The following is a 17261-nucleotide window of genomic DNA, read 5'->3' as shown; positions in this document are numbered from 1 at the left end:
CCTTATTCTACCACATTCAGATTGGAATTTGATTCTAACCCTCGTTGGAAGTATGATATTTATGAAACATTTGGGAGCGATAGCTCCCGATGTTAGTTTTCTATCGAAAACTTTAAGGAGATGAGCACATGAGTGTTAGTGTTGTAAATGCCAAGTTGGCATCGTTCAAAGCTTATGTTCGTAAAATGAAGCAGTACGAAGAGGCGATCTCTTTGATCTATTGGGACATGCGGACAGGTGCTCCGAAAAAAGGGATTGAAACGCGTTCTGAGGTTGTCGGTGAGCTCTCCACCGAGGTATTTCGCATGTCTACATCGGAAGAGATGGGCGACTATGTGAACTTCTTCATGCAGCCGGCTGAGCTGGAGCAGTTAGATCCGATTTCCCGCAAAATGGTGCAGGAGTGCAAAAAAGAATACGATCGCAGCAAAAAGATTCCAGCTGACAAATATCAAGCTTATGTCGTGTTAACCTCACAAGCGGAATCCGCATGGGAAGGCGCGAAGCATAATTCGGATTGGGCGTCTTTTCAGCCATATTTGGAGAAAATCGTGGCGGCTACACAGGAGTTTATTGAGCTGTGGGGCTATGAAGGGCATAAATATAACACCTTGCTGGATATGTACGAGCCAGGGATGACCGTTGAGAAGCTGGATGAAGTATTCGGTACCCTGCGAGAAAAAGCAGTACCGCTTCTTGCGCGGATTAGTGGATCGGCGAATCAGCCGAATCGTTCCTTCTTAGATCAACAATTTGATATTGGGAAGCAGAAGCAATTCTCGCTCGCCATTTTGAAACAGATGCAATATGACTTCGACGCTGGCCGTCTGGACGAGACGGTACACCCATTTGCGACAGCGTTGAACCCAGGCGATGTGCGGATTACGACACGTTACTTGCCTAATGACATCACATCAGCTTTATTCGGAACGATTCATGAAGGCGGACACGCGCTGTATGAGCAAAATATTTCTACTGACCTCGTCGGAACGAATCTCTGCTCAGGCACATCGATGGGGATACACGAGTCGCAGTCCCGCTTCTGGGAGAACGTCATTGGCCGCAGCAAACAGTTCTGGGATCGCTATTACGGTGAACTTCAGACGACTTTTAGCGGACAAATTGATGAAGTTGGCGTAGACGATTTCTATCGTGCGATTAACCATATCGAGCCTTCCTTGATCCGAATTGAAGCGGATGAGCTTACGTACAACTTACATATTATGATTCGCTATGAACTCGAAAAGGGGTTATTCAGCGGTACGATCGCTGTAGCGGATTTACCTGCTGCGTGGAATGCCAAATACGAGGAGTATTTGGGTGTTACGCCTCCGAACGATGGCGAAGGTGTCCTACAGGATGTACACTGGTCTGGCGGTGCGTTCGGCTATTTCCCATCGTATGCACTAGGGAATATGTACGCGGCGCAATTCACGAACACACTTCGCAAAGAATTGCCTAACTTTGATAGCTTAATTGCTGAAGGCAACCTAGCACCGATCAAAGCCTGGTTAACAGAGAAGGTGTACCAGCACGGCAAGCTGTTGACACCGAACGAAATCATTCAACAAGTAACGGGCGAGCCATTGAATCCGGAGTACTTGGTCGCGTATCTGGAAGAGAAATATTCGGAAGTCTACGGCATTTAGTAATTACAGAGCTCAATGTTCTAATCCATAAGAGTGTGAGATAAAACAGCTTTTCCTGACGATTTTTTCGTCGGGGGAAGCTGTTTTTTCGTGTCGCTACTTGTCTTCCATCTCCCAAATTACCATAACACTGATGAAATTCAGTTGACTCGCAACTAAATTGCTCCTCCTCGCCATGACACTTATTTGTCTCACACCTAATTCACCAACTATCTTACCCTCAACTGTCCCATCAACTATCCCGCCATCATCAGTTACTCCCTCGATTAACTTTCCTTCCGACTATCAACAGTTACTCCCTCGATTAACTTTCCTTCCGACTATCAACAGTTACTCCCTCGATCAACTGCCCGCTCACGATTAACTTTCCTTCCGACCATCATCAGTTACTCCATCGATCAACTGCCCGCTCACAATTAACGTTTCCAACCGCCACCAAGCATCCCCTCCGCATCAAAGTTGCAAATAGGCATCTTTGATTTGCTCCATTAGAACGTTTGAGCAAAATTGATGCAAATAGGCACTTATTTTTGTGATTCCTACCCTTTTAGGGAGAAATCATGAAAAATAGTTGCACTTTCGCACTTATTTCGCATCTGCTCCTCGAAAAGCATCAAAAGGTTGCTCATTTGCACTTTTGCCACCGGAGAAGTCACGACTTCGACGATTCGCCTCGCGTTAGGATTGAGAGACGCTTAAACATCTCATTCAATCCCTCGACATGTCTTCGTGCACACGCACAAACACTGCTGCATCTTCGTCATTAATCCCAAATCTTATCAACTCCATTAGCTTTTCTAGAAGAACCATTAACCGACGTCTGGGCTCCTGCATAGGATACATTACAATTCAATTCGGGGGGACGTCCTATGAATAATCGGAAAAGATGGGGATTCACATTATCCGTCGTTCTGCTCTTAAGCTTAATCGCTTCAGCGTGTGGAACCAAGACGGAAGAAACAACGAAGGTGCGCATTGGTGAGGTGACGCGTTCCTTGTTCTATGCACCGCAGTATGTCGCGTTATCGCAGGGGTTTTTCAAAGATGAAGGGCTCGATGTGGAACTGACAACAACACCCGGTGGAGACAAAACGATGACTGCGCTGCTCTCGAATGCCATCGATGTTGCGCTTGTTGGATCAGAAACATCGATTTATGTATCACAACAAGGCTCGGATGATCCCGTCATTAATTTTGCACAATTGACTCAAACGGACGGCACTTTCCTAGTTGCTCGAACAAAAGTCGATAAGCTGGATTGGAATGCACTCAAAGGGAAAGTGTTCCTTGGGCAACGTAAAGGCGGCATGCCGCAAATGGCTGGCGAGTTCACGCTGAAGAAGCACAATATCGACCCGCAAAAGGATTTGCAGTTGATTCAAAACATTGATTTTGCCAATATCGTATCGGCCTATGCTTCGGGAACAGGTGAATACGTGCAGCTTTTCGAGCCGCAAGCCTCGATCATTGAGAAAGAGGGCAAGGGCTACGTACTTGCATCATTCGGTGTAGAGAGCGGCCAGCTGCCTTATACCGTGTTTATGTCGAAGCAAAGCTTCATCAAAGCCAACCCAGGGACCATTCAGAAGTTCACGAATGCGATTCAACGGGCGCAGCTATGGGTTGCCGCGAAAAGCGTAGACGAAATTACAGAAGCAGTACTGCCTTATTTTAAAGATATCGATGTCGCGATTGTGAAAAATGTTGTGAAACGGTACAAAGATCAAGGCTCCTTCGCAACGGACGGCATAGTGGATGAGAAAGAATGGAATAACTTGCTTGACGTGATGACATCAGCTGGAGAACTGAAAGAAAGAGTGGCATGGAGTAAACTCGTGAATAACTCTTTTGCAGAAAAAGCAAAATCAACCGTTAAGAAATAAACACATGAACGAACTAGTCACCGCAGGATGAAGATAAGAGGAGGTTAGGTGCCATGGACACAGCTGTGCAGGTCGGAGATGTCACACAGGTTTATGTAACTGAGGAGCGGGCAACGCTTGCCCTGCAAGGAATATCGTTTGACATAGCCAGTGGCGAGTTCGTCAGCCTGATTGGACCTAGTGGTTGTGGTAAAACAACCCTCTTATCCATCATTGCGGGACTCCTTCCACCGACATCAGGTCGGATTATCGTGGCAGGGCATCACGTTCAGGGACCATCGCCCAAAGTGGGTTACATGCTGCAGCAGGACTACTTATTTCCTTGGCGGACGATTGAAGCTAATGCTTGTATGGGATTGGAAATCGCAGGCACTTTGACGAAAGAGAAGAAGCAGGGGGCGCTTCACTTATTGGAGGAAATGGGTCTGCTGGCATTCAAAGATTATTATCCCGCACAGTTGTCTGGTGGTATGCGACAGCGCGTCGCACTTGTTCGAACGCTGGCAACAGAACCTGAGCTGCTTCTATTAGATGAGCCTTTCTCGGCGCTGGATTATCAAACGAAGCTTCAGTTGGAAGATTTGGTTGTAGAGACGCTGCGCGCCAAGAAGAAAACAGCTATTCTGGTCACACATGATATTTCAGAAGCGATTGCGATGAGTGATCGCATTATCGTACTGGCTCCGAATCCTGGGCGAATTCGCAGGTCCTTCCTAATGCCAGAGGCGGTAAGGGCAGCTATACCTTTTGAAGCGAGAGAATTGCCTGAATTTCACACACTATTTCGGCAAATTTGGCAGGAGTTTGGGGGTGTGCAGCATGGATAATCACGATGACCACCAGTCCATCCAAACCAATCAACACAATGAGAAATTAAAGCTGGACGTACATCAGCGTTTTCTGAAGGCGAGGAAGAGAGAGACGAAGTGGGTCCGACTTTTTCAAGCGGCTATTTTGCTTCTATTTTTATCCCTATGGGAGCTAGCCTCACGCTTGAAATGGATTGATGTCCTGCTTTTTAGCTATCCGACCAAGGTATTCGCACTACTCTGGGAGAAACTTCTCGACGGTACGCTGCTTCCACATGTAGCGGTCACAGTAGAGGAGACGATTATTGGATTTTTCTTGGGGACGATTATGGGAACAGCATTAGCGGTTGTGATTTGGTGGTCGCCATTTCTGTCGCGTGTACTGGATCCTTACATTGTCGTGCTGAATAGTATGCCTAAGGTTGCACTGGGACCTTTATTTATTGTCGGTTTCGGGCCTGGCTTACTGTCTATTATTGCAACAACACTGTCGATCACGGTCATTATTACGACCCTTGTTGTTTATGGCAGCTTCAAGGAAGTAGATCATAACTACATCAAGGTCGTTAAGTTATTTGGAGGCAATCAGCGAAAAGTATTTCTCAAAGCGATTCTGCCATCATCGTTTCCTGCTATCGTTTCTACGCTGAAAGTTAATGTGGGCTTGGCCTGGATCGGTGTCATCGTTGGCGAATTTCTAGTGTCCCAGAAGGGGCTGGGATACTTAATCATATATGGCTTTCAAGTCTTTAATTTCACCTTAGTGATATCTACCCTGTTCGTAATCGCAATCGTCGCAACGGTGATGTATCAGCTTGTAGCCAAACTAGAGAAGAAATTAACGAAGCATCGGTAATCGATAGAGAAAGGCTTGCCACCACCTATGCAAAATGAAATAATAAGCCCATAGAAAAACCTGTAAAGAGGGGAAAATACTATGGGCTTTCGTGTGCTCAAAACAGCTGTTGCGGTCATAATCGCTATGTATCTGGCGTATATATTAGGGGTTCATACGCCTGGAGCAGCGGGACTTCTTGCCATTCTGGGCATTGAAGTGACGAAGAAGAAAGGCATCCAAAGTGCCTTGCATCGTATCGCGGCATCCATTCTGGCACTACTCATCGGTTCGGTCTTATTTAACTTGCTTGGGTTCCATATTTGGGTCGTTTGTATATTTATTCTGATCGTGTTTCCAGTGCTAGTTCGGCTGCGGATTACCGAGGGTGCTGTAACAGGTGCGGTTGTGATGCTGCATCTTTTTGCTTATGAATCGGCGAACTGGCCGTCTGTACTTAATGAGCTAATCTTGCTGGTCATTGGTCTGGGTTCAGCTACGGTGATCAATATTGCTTATATGCCGAAGGCTGATTCCACACTTATCGCACATAAACAACAAATCGAGGGATTGTTTTCCGACATTTTTGTCAACATTGCAAAGCATCTTCGGGATAATACGGTGATTTGGGATGGAAAAGAGCTTCTCGAAGTTAGTGAGGAAATTGAACGCGGGGCGAGCTTGGCGAAACGGTCGATGGAAAATACGTTGTTGTTTGGCTGGGATCCGTACTGGCGCGTGTATTTCTACATGAGAGGTGAACAGTTGGAATCCATACACCGGATGATTGATCTTGTTGCCGGCGTGTATCAGACATTACCGCAAGGAGAGTTAGTCGCTGCGATCTTCGAAGATATTAGCCAATCTGTGAAGGAAGACTATTATACAGGAGAAGCAGAGAAAGAATTACAAGAGCTGAACGCTCGTTACAAGGGAATGCCATTGCCCGAGAGTCGGGAAGAATTCGAAGTGAGATCAGCGATTTTACAGCTTAACAGAGAGTTAATGCACTACTTAGATATTGCCAAAAAGCAAAAAAAACACCGTCCTGAAGCGGGTTGACTCTGACAGATATCAGTATTTTCGAATCTCAAAAATAATATAAAATAATTGTCACTCTAGACTACTGTCCTGCATACACTTGTAATGAATGATTGTATGGAGGAGGTTGAAAGGATGTCATTAGATAAAGATTTGCAATGCAGAGAGATCATTACAAAGGCTGTCTGCGGTAAAGGTCGCAAATTTTCTCATGTAAGTCATACCGTGACTCCGCCTTATTCTCCAACCAGTATTTTGGGCGCTTGGATTATTAATAACCAATTCGAGGCTGTCCATTCATCTGGAGAGGGCGTAGAGGTAGTTGGTACTTACGATATCAACATCTGGTATTCTTACGATCGTAACACCAAAACAGACGTAGCAAAAGAAACCGTATCGTATGTAGAAATCGTTGGACTAAGCTACTTAGACAAAAAACATAAGTCGACGACTGCCGAAGTATCAGCTGTCGCGACGCAAGAGCCGAACTGCGTAGAGGCCAGCATCTCTTCAAGCGGCGACAGCGTCATCATTCGGGTGGAACGCGAGTTTCAAGTTGAGCTCATTGCCGAAACGAAAGTCTGTGTAGTCGTTTGCACCAACGGCTGCAATGACTTCGACGACAAGCACGTGGATTTCGATGACAGTGGCGATGGTGATTTTGAGGATCTGGACGCCGAGCTGCTCGAGGATGAACTGGATTAGGGGATCTTTATACGCCATTATATGCGGGCTAAAGAGGTTCGGCAGAGGGCATTTGCCCTCTTTTTTGTTGTATTCGCACAATTGGGCATTCGCATATATAAGTGCTATTAACAGTGGGAATAGGTGAACGGGAGGTGTAAGAATGGAAACCTTCTTTCTGCACGCACAGGAGAAAGATGCACGGGAACTGGCTGAACGAATCCGTATTCCGAGTGGAACCAATCTTCCGGTGGATTGGCAAGGTCAGCTTATCATTCATTGGGGAGCTGCACATGATGAATATCCCCAGAAGCTTGCTCTGCAGCCCATTAAAGCGATCATGCGCGCTCAGAATCGAAGGAAGCGGGATGCTCTGTTACAACTTCACGGTATGAAAACGGTCGCCTCACAGGCTGCCTCAGTACGAGGGAAACTGGAGCCTGTGCTTTTTACCCATAAATATAAAGTAGCGGTGTTTCATCTCCAAACACTTCTTATCTATGAGAAAAAGGAGACGGTTCTGCTTTCGGAGAAGTCCTTACAGCAGCAAAGGCAAGTCAATGTGAATGCTGCGTACATAGAAGTAGGCCCTAGTCAAATTAACTTCCACTCCCGGAGGGCGAGCCGTGAATCCGTCAAAGCCATCTATGCCCTTGGCTTAGACTATGGCCTCGTCACCATCGGTATCACACCCGCGGGGCATACGCTCGTGCTGGACGTCGATCCCGTTCCGAAGCTGAATGGGAGATTGGTGCAGCTCTTCGCGCAAGCGATCGATCAATACGATCAATCACTTGCGAAAGAGCTGGAACGCAAAGAGCGAGCGATGCTCGGCTGCGATCCAGAGTTCCTGCTCGTCAATCCGCAGGGCAAGGTCGTCTTCGCCGACCGCTTCCTAACCCGTGATGGCGCTGTAGGCAGCGACGCCATCGTACTAAGCGGGCATCGCGTGATTCTGCCGCTAGCTGAGCTACGCCCGCAGCCTAGCGTGGACCCGCTGCAGCTCGCAAAGAACGTGCGCGTAACCATGGGGCTTGCCGCACGGAAGATCACAGACCATAGCCTCGCCTGGTGCTCGGGCGGCATGCCCGTGCGCGGCTACCCGCTGGGCGGTCACCTGCATTTTAGCCGCTGCTGGATGAATGTTCATCTGCTGCGTGCGCTGGATAACTATCTCGCGCTGCCGCTGATCTTGATCGAGGACGAATCGACGCGTGGTCGACGCCCACGCTATGGCTATCTAGGCGATTTCCGGAAGAAGTCGCATGGGGGATTCGAGTACCGTACGTTGCCAAGTTGGCTGGCCTCTCCCATCATCACGCGCGGTGTATTCGCATTGGCTGCGCTGATCGTGAATAACTACTGGCGTTTAACGCGGATGCCACTGCAAGAACCAGATATCCAAGCTGCCTATTACAGCGGTGATAAGCGGAGGCTACAGGATGAAGCAGCGAAGCTATGGAAGGAGTTAGAGCAGCTTAAGGGATATGAGGTCCATACTGGATTGTTGGAAGGTCTTCGTACACAAATGACTTCCTTGACATCGTGGAACGAAAAGACGGACATTCGGACCGCTTGGAAAATTGCACCCGGGGTGCTGAAAGAAGCATTTGATGAAGGAATCATGTTATAATAGATTATCTATCTCATCATAGAGTTAGTGATAGTTAAGAGATTATTTGTAGTTGGAAATTGGTTGGAAAATGAGTGGGATGTGAAAGCTGTACACGCATTTCGTTGTTCTGCTTGCTGGCCGCAATTGGGCAACATGCAAGCAGAATAGCTTCTATGAATCTGTGTATGGATGAAAATAAGAATGATAGTTTCAAAGAGTTCACCTTTAATTAAGGAATAGGTTGGAGGAACACAAGTTGGCTACATATACGCCGATGATTCAGCAGTACTTAGCCGTGAAGGCACAGGTTCCAGATGCTTTTTTATTTTTTCGTCTGGGCGATTTTTATGAGATGTTTTTTGAAGATGCCATTAATGCGTCACGCGAATTAGAGATTACGTTAACAGGCCGTGAAGGCGGCGGCGAAGAGAAAATTCCGATGTGCGGCGTCCCTCATCATGCAGCGGACAACTACATGTCTCGTTTAATTGAGAAAGGCTACAAAGTTGCCATCTGTGAACAGGTGGAAGACCCTGCTGAGGCCAAAGGCGTTGTACGCCGAGAAATCGTACGGATCGTTACGCCAGGTACCGTGATGGATAGCAAACTCCTTGGAGAATCCGTCAACAACTATATCGTATCTTTGGTCAACCAAGCAGATGGATATGCATTTACAGCCTGTGATATTTCAACAGGGGAGCTTTACACAACTCAGCTGGCTAATTCCTGGGAGCTCGTTGTTGATGAGTTAAATGTCTATAATCCATCTGAAATAGTGACCAGTCAAGCGTTGCTAACAACGATTCGCGAGTCTGGTGCTGCGTGGGGCCGCAATATGGTACTGACAGAGTGGACAAGAGCGGATGAAACGCTGCTTGATGAGCATTTTGCAGAAGATGCCGCGTTATCGAACTTATCTAGCATCGGTCGACAAGGTGTCGCTTCGTTGCTTGCTTATTTGAAAGAAACACAAAAAAGAGCACTAACGCACGTAAAGCACATTCGCATCTATGAACCGGATCAATTTATGACGATGGATCCGTTCACACGTCGAAATTTAGAGCTCGTTGAAACGGTTCGTGAACGTGCCAAAAAAGGGTCGTTATTGTGGCTGTTGGACAAGACGGTAACGGCCATGGGCGCGCGAATGCTGCGCCGTTGGATCGAGAAGCCACTTATGAACGTGGCTCGGATTGAGGAACGATTAGAAGCTGTCGATCTGCTCTACAATCAATTGATTGTGCGAGAAGATGTGAAGCAAGCCCTGAAGGAAGTTTATGATTTGGAGCGTTTGGTCGCTCGAATCTCTTATGGCAATGCCAATGCCCGCGATATGATTGCGTTGAAGCATTCCTTGCAGCAAGTTCCGATGCTGCAGCAGTTATGTGCGACATCGGGATCCGAAACGCTGCGGAAGCTCGTTGAGAATATGGACGTCTGTGATGACGTCATGTCATGGATTGCTAATGCGATTGAGGACGAACCGCCCGTATCGATTCGTGACGGGGGAATGATTCGCGAAGGCTATCAGCCTTACTTKGATACGCTTCGTGAAGCTAGCAAGAACGGGAAGCAATGGATTGCCGAGCTGGAGCGTCAAGAACGCGAAGCAACGGGCATTAAGTCGCTCAAAATCGGCTACAACAAAGTGTTCGGTTACTTTATCGAAGTAACGAAAGCCAACATGTCCGCCCTGCAGGAAGGGCGTTACGAGCGTAAACAGACGCTTGCGAATGCCGAGCGTTATGTGACGCCAGAGCTCAAAGAGAAAGAAGCGCTCATTCTGGAAGCGCAGGATAAAATGATTGATCTGGAGTATGAGCTGTTCACGGAGCTTCGCGACCGGATTTCGAAGCATATCTCCAGATTGCAGAAGCTGGCGGAGGTTATTGCCACCGCCGATGTGTACCAATCGCTGGCGGCGGTCAGCGCTGCGCATCACTTCCGCAAGCCGGAGATCGGCGAAGGCTTCGATCTTGCGATTGAAGACGGCCGCCACCCGGTGGTGGAGGCTGTCATCCAGGACGGCTCGTTCATCGCGAACGGGACGAGCCTGCTGCAAGAGCAGGGCCGCATCCTGCTTATTACCGGGCCGAATATGGCCGGTAAGAGTACGTATATGCGGCAAGTAGCCGTGATCTGCCTCATGGCGCAGATCGGCTGCTTCGTGCCTGCGAGCTCCGCGCGCATTCCGGTCACGGACCGGATCTTCACGCGGATCGGAGCTGCCGATGATCTGATCGGCGGTCAGAGTACGTTCATGGTCGAGATGATGGACATCCAAGTCATGACAGAGAAGGCGACGAGCAGAAGCCTTGTCATCATTGATGAGCTGGGCCGCGGGACCTCGACTGGAGAAGGTATGGCGATCGCTCAGGCCGTCATTGAATTCCTTCACGATCGGATCGGCTGCAAGACGCTCGTGTCGACGCATTTCCATGAGCTCGCACATCTGGAAGAGAGCCTTGAGCATCTGCGCAATCACTGCATGGCGGTGAAAGAAAGCGGCAGGCAGGTGACCTTCCTGCGCAAGCTCATCCCTGGGGCAGCTAGCACGAGTTACGGCATCTACTGTGCCGAAATCGCCGGGCTGCCAGATACGATCATTCAGCGTTCGTATGCCCTGCTGAATGGCTTCGAAGAACGCGCGGCAGCGTCAGCCGTACCGCAAGCCGCAGCGACCGTTGCGGTTGCCACAATAGCACCACCCGTGGCAACGCCGATCCGGCAGCTGTCCCTCTTCGAGGAGGACAGCCCGGCTGAGGTTGCCGTCAAGAAGAAGCCTGACGGCAAATCCCAACTGGTGCTTGACCAGTTGAAGGGCATTGATCTCATCAATATGACGCCACTACAGGCGCTCAATTTAGTCTATGAGTGGAAGCAAAAACTACAGTAAACCAAGTCGCCAGTTTCAGTTATTTTTAATCGCACACTTCATTACTTGACTTTATATCACTACTGGAACGGAGATATGCATATGAGTTTCTCACCATTGAATAAGAAAGCAGTTAAAGCAACTCTGGCACTCGCATCGGCTCTAGCCGTCGTTATGCCTGCAAGTGCCATGGCAGATGAGGATCTACAGACCGTTCTCGTACGAAAGACACTTGTCGAAAACCATGTGAGCGGCGTTTCCCTAGAGTCTTTGGCAAATCAGAGCATTGAACAGATGATTGCTGGTTTGAAGGATCCGTATACGGTACTTTTCACACCTCAGGATTACGGTCAATTCTCGAATAGCCTTGAAAATAGCTTTGAAGGCATTGGCTGTGTTATTGGTCTTGATGACCAGGGTGTATATGTGTCGAGAACAATCCCAGGTTCCCCAGCAGAAGCTGCTGGGCTGCAGCCTGATGATTATATCCGAGCTGTAGATGGTGTTGCCGCTTCGACGACTTCAATTGATGCTGTTCGGAGTAAAATCATTGGAGTCGCGGGGACCAAAGTAAAGGTTACCGTGTTGCGCGGGGATAAAGAAATAACGTTCGAACTTACTCGCCAAGCTGTAAATTCGCCCGAAGTGTATAGCAAAAGCTTTACAAATGGCGTTGGTTACGTACAAATCACGGACTTTTCAGATGAAGCGGATGAAGAATTTGATAAACAACTAAATGCGCTGCAAGCCAAAGGACTGAAGTCATTGATCCTAGATGTTCGTGATAATCCCGGCGGATATCTAGAAACGGCACGTAATATTGCTAAGCATTTTGTAAAAGAAGGCGTCCTCATTCATACCCAGAACCGTGATGGTGTGGATGATCCAGTGACTTTTCAAGATGGAAGTCCGCTGGGGATTCCTGTTTATATTTTAGCAAATGAGAATAGTGCAAGTGCTTCAGAGGTGCTTTCGGGTGCTTTACAGGACTACGGAGTTGGGAAAGTGATTGGTATGCAAACATTTGGTAAAGGAAGCGTTCAGCAGCTTTTCGAGCTTCCCGATCAAAGTGTATTGAAGGTCACAGTTGAAGAATACTTAACACCCAAAATGCGAAAAGTGAACAAAGTAGGCATTACTCCGGACTTGAAGGTTGATGGTGTATCGGCACAGCTAATTACAGCACTTCATGAAACAGGTATTTCGGATATCCAAGTGTCGTTTACCAAACATAATGTTACGTTTAACGGTGTTGACGTTGGCTATGGCTTCGGCAGCTTTAGTGAGAAAGGTAAGTTCTATGCTTCGGCACGTGGGCTAGCTGCTCTTATCGGGGCCAAAATTACATGGAATGATCCGAATCGCACCGTGGATATCACGGATAGCAAGGGAACACATGCGTTTGCGATTGATTCCGATAAGTTGATGATTGTCAACGGTATGAGCTACGTGAATGTTGATGTATTTGATGATTATTTTCCACAGTTGAAGGTCACTCATCAAGGGGAGAACGTTTCAATTCAGGCTACAAAGGGGAATTAAGACGATGGGGAAAATTCAGCTCTTAAGCGAGCATATTGCGAACCAAATTGCAGCAGGTGAAGTGGTGGAGCGACCTTCATCGGTCGTGAAAGAGCTGGTTGAGAACTCGGTTGATGCGGGGAGTACCCGTGTTGACGTCACGATTGAAGAAGGTGGCTTAACCTTAATTCGGGTATCCGATAACGGCTCGGGCATGGCTCTTGAGGATTGTGAATTAGCTTTCCAACGGCATGCTACGAGTAAAATTGCAACGAGCAAGGATCTGTTCTCGATCCGCACGCTGGGCTTTCGTGGTGAAGCCCTGCCAAGTATTGCTTCTGTCTCCAGGCTAGAGTGTGTTACTAGTGCGACGAATGATGGGTTGGGCCGTAAAATCACCATCGAGGGCGGCACGATTCGTGCTGTGGAAGAAACAGCCGCATCGCGTGGTACAGAAGTGACAGTACGTGATTTGTTTTATAACACGCCAGCTAGATTGAAATATATGAAAACGATCCAGACGGAGCTTGGGCATATTTCTGATTATTTATATCGTCTTTCGCTCGCTCATCCTGGTATTGCTTTCACCTTGAAGCATAATGGCAATGTTTTGCTCCAAACGTTAGGCAACGGGGATCTGCTCCAAGTCATTGCCGGCATCTATGGCACAGCGATTGCCAAGCAAATGCTTCCAATCCAAGTGGAAAGCTTGGATTATACCATCTCGGGCTTCGTCGCCAAGCCCGAAATGACGCGCGCGAATCGCGGTGGCATATCGACCATCGTTAATGGTCGATATGTGCGCAACTTCGCGCTGAATCATGCCCTGCTGCAAGGGTATCACACCCTGCTGCCGATCAATCGCTTTCCCGTTGCCGCGCTGCACATCGGGATGGACCCTGCGCTTGTGGATGTCAACGTGCATCCATCCAAGTTGGAGGTCCGCTTCAGTAAGGAAGCGGAGTTAACGGCATTGATCGAAGCCGAGGTGAAACGGCTATTCGGTAGACAAGTGCTGATACCTACGGGAGTTAAGGCATCGGCCCCGAAAGGCGCTTACGTACAGGAACAATTAGAGCTCACACGTACCGTGGAGCCGCTAAAGGAAACCCGTAGTCCATCGATGGAGCTGGATGCGGAGTTCTATAAGGATCACAAGGATGCTGAGGTTTCCAAAGATTCGAAGGGGTTGCAGACTTTTCATGAATTGGATGGCTTGAAGGAATCAAGTTCTAATCAGAGGAAGGATGACACGCAGTGGTTGCCGCCTCAGATCAAAGAAGCTGCTCCTGACTATCGGAAGGAAGCGCCCTTTCCTTCAACACAACCTTTGCAAAAGCAGCAGCCTGAGGTATCCTTTTCGAGTGCCATTTCACCTTCAGATCGTGGATTTGCAACCAAAAGTACGCCAACGGTTAGTCAGAGCTACACGCCTGTGCGCGATGCATCATTTCGAAGCACTTCTATTCAACAACAACGTCGCACGAATGAGGCATTTATGGATTTGATGCCTTCGAATGAGGACAGTGATGCACCTAGGCTCCCAACGTTTCCTCGTTTGGATCCGATCGGACAAATGCATGGCACCTATTTGATTGCGCAGAATGAGACAGGGTTGTATTTAATCGATCAACATGCAGCACATGAACGTATTAACTATGAATATTTTTATGAGCATTTTGGCAATCCTGCTGAGGCGAGCCAAGAATTGCTCGTTCCGATTACATTGGAATTTACTCCTTCTGAAGCGGGGGTTATTGCGGATAAGCTAGCCTTGTTTGAACAAGTTGGCGTGTATATGGAAGCCTTTGGCGGCAACACGTTCCTCGTACGTGCGCATCCTCATTGGTTCCCTTCAGGGGAAGAGAAGGCTATCGTCGAAGAGATGTGTGAGCTCATTATTTCGGATCGTAAAGCTTTGGATATCGCCAAACTGCGAGAGAAAGCAGCGATAATGTGCTCGTGTAAGGCATCGATCAAAGCGAATCAAAGCCTTGGTATATTGGAGATGGAGACTTTAATTGATCGTCTCGCAGGCTGTCGAAATCCATATACGTGTCCACACGGACGACCGATTGTAGTAAGTTTTACAACTTATGAGTTAGAAAAAATGTTTAAGCGAGTGATGTAACCCTGTGCTAGTAACAACTTCGTATAACCCGTCTGCTGGATTGCTGGCGGAAGCCGCACGCTTATCCGAATTATACGGGGGCCGAAATGTGCCCCGGAAGAAGTATTCTTTGGAACATCTTAGGAGAAATTATAAGGATAGTTCTGTTCTGCTTGTGACAAGGGAAGAGATCAGGTACTATGAAGAAGACCACCCAGCAACTTTTTTCCATCCAAGTATGTCTCTCGTTCGTGTCAAACGGATGCAGAGGGGGGAGCCTGATTTACTCATAGAGGCATCAGGAGCCGTTTCCGGCGACCGTGTCGTGGATTGTACAGCGGGGCTTGCGTCGGATGCCATCGTCTTCTCCTATGTGGTCGGTATGGTAGGGCATGTAACAGCGCTTGAAAGTGAAAAGATCCCAGCCATGCTGATTCAAGAAGGCTTGGTGCAGTATCAGTCGGAAATACCGGAATTGAATGCTGCAATGAGACGCATTGAGGTTAGGCACACGCATCACCTATCCTATTTGCAGCAGTTAGACACGCAGAGTGTGGATGTGGTCTATTTTGATCCCATGTTTCGCAGTCCGATTGAGGAATCGCATGCGATATCCCCACTTCGGCATCGTGCGAACGATGAAGCCGTTAGCTTGGCTTCGATCGCTGAAGCAAGACGCGTTGCACGCAAAAGTATTGTGCTTAAGGAAAACCGTGACAGTTCTGAGTTTGCTCGGCTAGGGTTCGAGCATGTGTTACGTTCAACAACGAAAACAACGTATGGAGTGATTCGATTGTGTTAGCCCCATCAGCCAAGCCGAAATTACTCGTGCTACTTGGTCCAACCGCTGTTGGCAAGACCAAGCTCAGCTTGGAAATTGCTCAGCGCTTCGATTGTGAAATTATTTCTGGTGATTCGATGCAGGTGTATCGTGGCATGGACATTGGAACCGCCAAAGCGAGCGAGGCGGAGCAGCAAATCGTCCCGCATCATCTAATTGATATTCATGATCCGTCGTATTCGTTTTCTGCAGCCGAGTTTCAAGAGCGAGTAAAAGGATTGATTCAAGACATCCACTCGCGCGGCAAGCTACCTTTTATCGTAGGTGGCACAGGATTATATATCGAATCGGTATGCTATGATTATCAATTTACGGATGTCAGCATGGATGAGGAATTCAGGTTATTGCAGGAAGAATTTGCAAATACGCATGGGGAAGAAGCTCTACATGCCAAGTTGCGGGAAATTGATCCTGAGAGTGCCAACCGTCTGCACGCGAATGATCGCAGGCGCGTCATACGAGCACTTGAGATTTTCCATATATCTGGAGAAACCATGACCGCTCATTTGGCCTCCCAGAAAAAAGAATCTCCCTACGAACTATGTATCATTGGACTCACGATGGACCGAGCCCTGCTATATCAGCGGATTGAAGAACGCATCGATGCGATGATTCAGGAAGGGTTGGTCGAAGAGGTACAAGCGCTTCTTGCTGCTGGCACCCCAAAGTCAGCCATTTCGATGCAAGCACTTGGTTATAAAGAGATCGTCAGTTATTTGGAGCATGAGCTCAGCTTCGAAGATGCCGTAATCTTGCTCAAGCGGGATACACGTCGATTTGCGAAGCGTCAATTGTCTTGGTTTAGGCACATGAAGGACATTGATTGGGTTGATGTGACAGATACAGCAAATTTTTCTGCCCATTTCGAAATGATTAGTGATATACTAGCAGGAAAGTTTGTACTTAAAATAGAATATAATTAACAAATATCACCAATGATAAAAACTTCTATCGAAGTCATTTCGAAGATGAGCGACCGCGTTTAGAGGTTGTTTTTATCGCCAATAGGAACGTTTGTTACGCACTTTATTGCTTAACAAAGGCAAACTTTCCTATGTGGTAAAAAATAGCGCCGTTTGGGCGAAAGTTTCATTCCATTAAGGGGGACATACTGATGAACCGATCCATTAATATTCAGGACAATTTTCTAAATCAGCTGCGTAAAGAAAGCATTCCCGTAACCGTTTATTTAACGAATGGCTTTCAAATTAGAGGACTTATTCGTGCATTTGATAACTTCACGATCATCATTGACAGCGAAGGCCGTCAACAAATGGTGTACAAGCATGCGATCTCTACCTTCACACCACAGCRTGCTGTTTCGTTAATGGCGGCTGCAGAAGCAACGGAATAATCTGTATATCGCTTCAATTTGCAACTTTTTAATGGACTGAAACG

Annotated in this window: 13 protein-coding genes; all 13 read left to right on the top strand. The window is 47.6% G+C overall.

Annotated elements, in window-relative coordinates; genetic code table 11:
• The first annotated feature begins 128 nt into the window (after positions 1-128).
• The 13 genes from AB4114_RS00570 (at position 129) to hfq (ending at position 17217) form a co-directional block, all read left to right on the top strand.
• Positions 129-1649, top strand: coding sequence for a carboxypeptidase M32 (locus AB4114_RS00570; protein ID WP_441986654.1), 1521 nt, complete (start codon positions 129-131; stop codon positions 1647-1649).
• Between the two features lie 869 nt (positions 1650-2518).
• Positions 2519-3532: an ABC transporter substrate-binding protein gene (locus AB4114_RS00565; RefSeq protein ID WP_441986653.1), complete on the top strand. Its 1014-nt coding sequence runs from the start codon at positions 2519-2521 to the stop codon at positions 3530-3532.
• Positions 3533-3585: 53 nt separating this feature from the next.
• Positions 3586-4359 carry an ABC transporter ATP-binding protein gene (locus AB4114_RS00560; RefSeq protein ID WP_441986652.1) on the top strand — a complete coding sequence of 258 codons (774 nt, stop codon included), beginning with the start codon at positions 3586-3588 and terminating at the stop codon, positions 4357-4359.
• A complete protein-coding gene (locus AB4114_RS00555) occupies positions 4352-5197 on the top strand; it encodes an ABC transporter permease (protein WP_441986651.1) in 846 nt (281 codons plus the stop codon). The genes AB4114_RS00560 and AB4114_RS00555 overlap by 8 nt, the downstream gene beginning before the upstream one ends.
• 81 nt (positions 5198-5278) lie before the next feature.
• Positions 5279-6238, top strand: coding sequence for an aromatic acid exporter family protein (locus tag AB4114_RS00550; RefSeq protein ID WP_441986650.1), 960 nt, complete (start codon positions 5279-5281; stop codon positions 6236-6238).
• Between the two features lie 114 nt (positions 6239-6352).
• A complete protein-coding gene (cotE, locus tag AB4114_RS00545) occupies positions 6353-6922 on the top strand; it encodes an outer spore coat protein CotE (RefSeq protein WP_171630877.1) in 570 nt (189 codons plus the stop codon).
• A 142-nt stretch (positions 6923-7064) separates the two neighbouring features.
• Positions 7065-8534: a putative amidoligase domain-containing protein gene (locus AB4114_RS00540; RefSeq protein ID WP_441986649.1), complete on the top strand. Its 1470-nt coding sequence runs from the start codon at positions 7065-7067 to the stop codon at positions 8532-8534.
• Positions 8535-8772: 238 nt separating this feature from the next.
• Positions 8773-11412 carry a DNA mismatch repair protein MutS gene (gene mutS, locus AB4114_RS00535; protein ID WP_441986648.1) on the top strand — a complete coding sequence of 880 codons (2640 nt, stop codon included), beginning with the start codon at positions 8773-8775 and terminating at the stop codon, positions 11410-11412.
• Positions 11413-11493: 81 nt separating this feature from the next.
• A complete protein-coding gene (locus AB4114_RS00530; RefSeq protein ID WP_441986647.1) occupies positions 11494-12933 on the top strand; it encodes a S41 family peptidase in 1440 nt (479 codons plus the stop codon).
• 4 nt (positions 12934-12937) lie between these two features.
• Positions 12938-15043, top strand: coding sequence for a DNA mismatch repair endonuclease MutL (gene mutL / locus AB4114_RS00525; protein WP_441986646.1), 2106 nt, complete (start codon positions 12938-12940; stop codon positions 15041-15043).
• A gap of 4 nt (positions 15044-15047) precedes the next feature.
• Positions 15048-15824, top strand: a complete 777-nt coding sequence (locus AB4114_RS00520; RefSeq protein WP_441986645.1) for a class I SAM-dependent methyltransferase — start codon at positions 15048-15050, stop codon at positions 15822-15824.
• Positions 15815-16786 (top strand): tRNA (adenosine(37)-N6)-dimethylallyltransferase MiaA, encoded by a 972-nt coding sequence (miaA, locus tag AB4114_RS00515; RefSeq protein ID WP_441987042.1) that lies wholly within the window; start codon positions 15815-15817, stop codon positions 16784-16786. Before AB4114_RS00520 ends, miaA begins: the two co-directional genes overlap by 10 nt.
• Positions 16787-16977: 191 nt before the next feature.
• Positions 16978-17217 carry an RNA chaperone Hfq gene (hfq, locus tag AB4114_RS00510; RefSeq protein ID WP_441986644.1) on the top strand — a complete coding sequence of 80 codons (240 nt, stop codon included), beginning with the start codon at positions 16978-16980 and terminating at the stop codon, positions 17215-17217.
• The last annotated feature ends 44 nt before the right edge of the window (positions 17218-17261 follow it).

It is taken from the genome of Paenibacillus sp. 2RAB27 (assembly GCF_052115445.1).
Lineage (GTDB): Bacteria > Bacillota > Bacilli > Paenibacillales > NBRC-103111 > Paenibacillus_E.
The sequence above is the reverse complement of the archived record's forward strand: the minus strand, read 5'-3'. Positions and strand labels throughout refer to the sequence as shown.

Bases quoted from the DNA above. Each gene is read 5' to 3' on its own strand.
- AB4114_RS00570 (WP_441986654.1), top strand. From the start codon at position 129: ATGAGTGTTAGTGTTGTAAATGCCAAGTTGGCATCGTTCAAAGCTTAT.
- AB4114_RS00565 (WP_441986653.1), top strand. From the start codon at position 2,519: ATGAATAATCGGAAAAGATGGGGATTCACATTATCCGTCGTTCTGCTC.
- AB4114_RS00560 (WP_441986652.1), top strand. From the start codon at position 3,586: ATGGACACAGCTGTGCAGGTCGGAGATGTCACACAGGTTTATGTAACT.
- AB4114_RS00555 (WP_441986651.1), top strand. From the start codon at position 4,352: ATGGATAATCACGATGACCACCAGTCCATCCAAACCAATCAACACAAT.
- AB4114_RS00550 (WP_441986650.1), top strand. From the start codon at position 5,279: ATGGGCTTTCGTGTGCTCAAAACAGCTGTTGCGGTCATAATCGCTATG.
- cotE (WP_171630877.1), top strand. From the start codon at position 6,353: ATGTCATTAGATAAAGATTTGCAATGCAGAGAGATCATTACAAAGGCT.
- AB4114_RS00540 (WP_441986649.1), top strand. From the start codon at position 7,065: ATGGAAACCTTCTTTCTGCACGCACAGGAGAAAGATGCACGGGAACTG.
- AB4114_RS00530 (WP_441986647.1), top strand. From the start codon at position 11,494: ATGAGTTTCTCACCATTGAATAAGAAAGCAGTTAAAGCAACTCTGGCA.
- mutL (WP_441986646.1), top strand. From the start codon at position 12,938: ATGGGGAAAATTCAGCTCTTAAGCGAGCATATTGCGAACCAAATTGCA.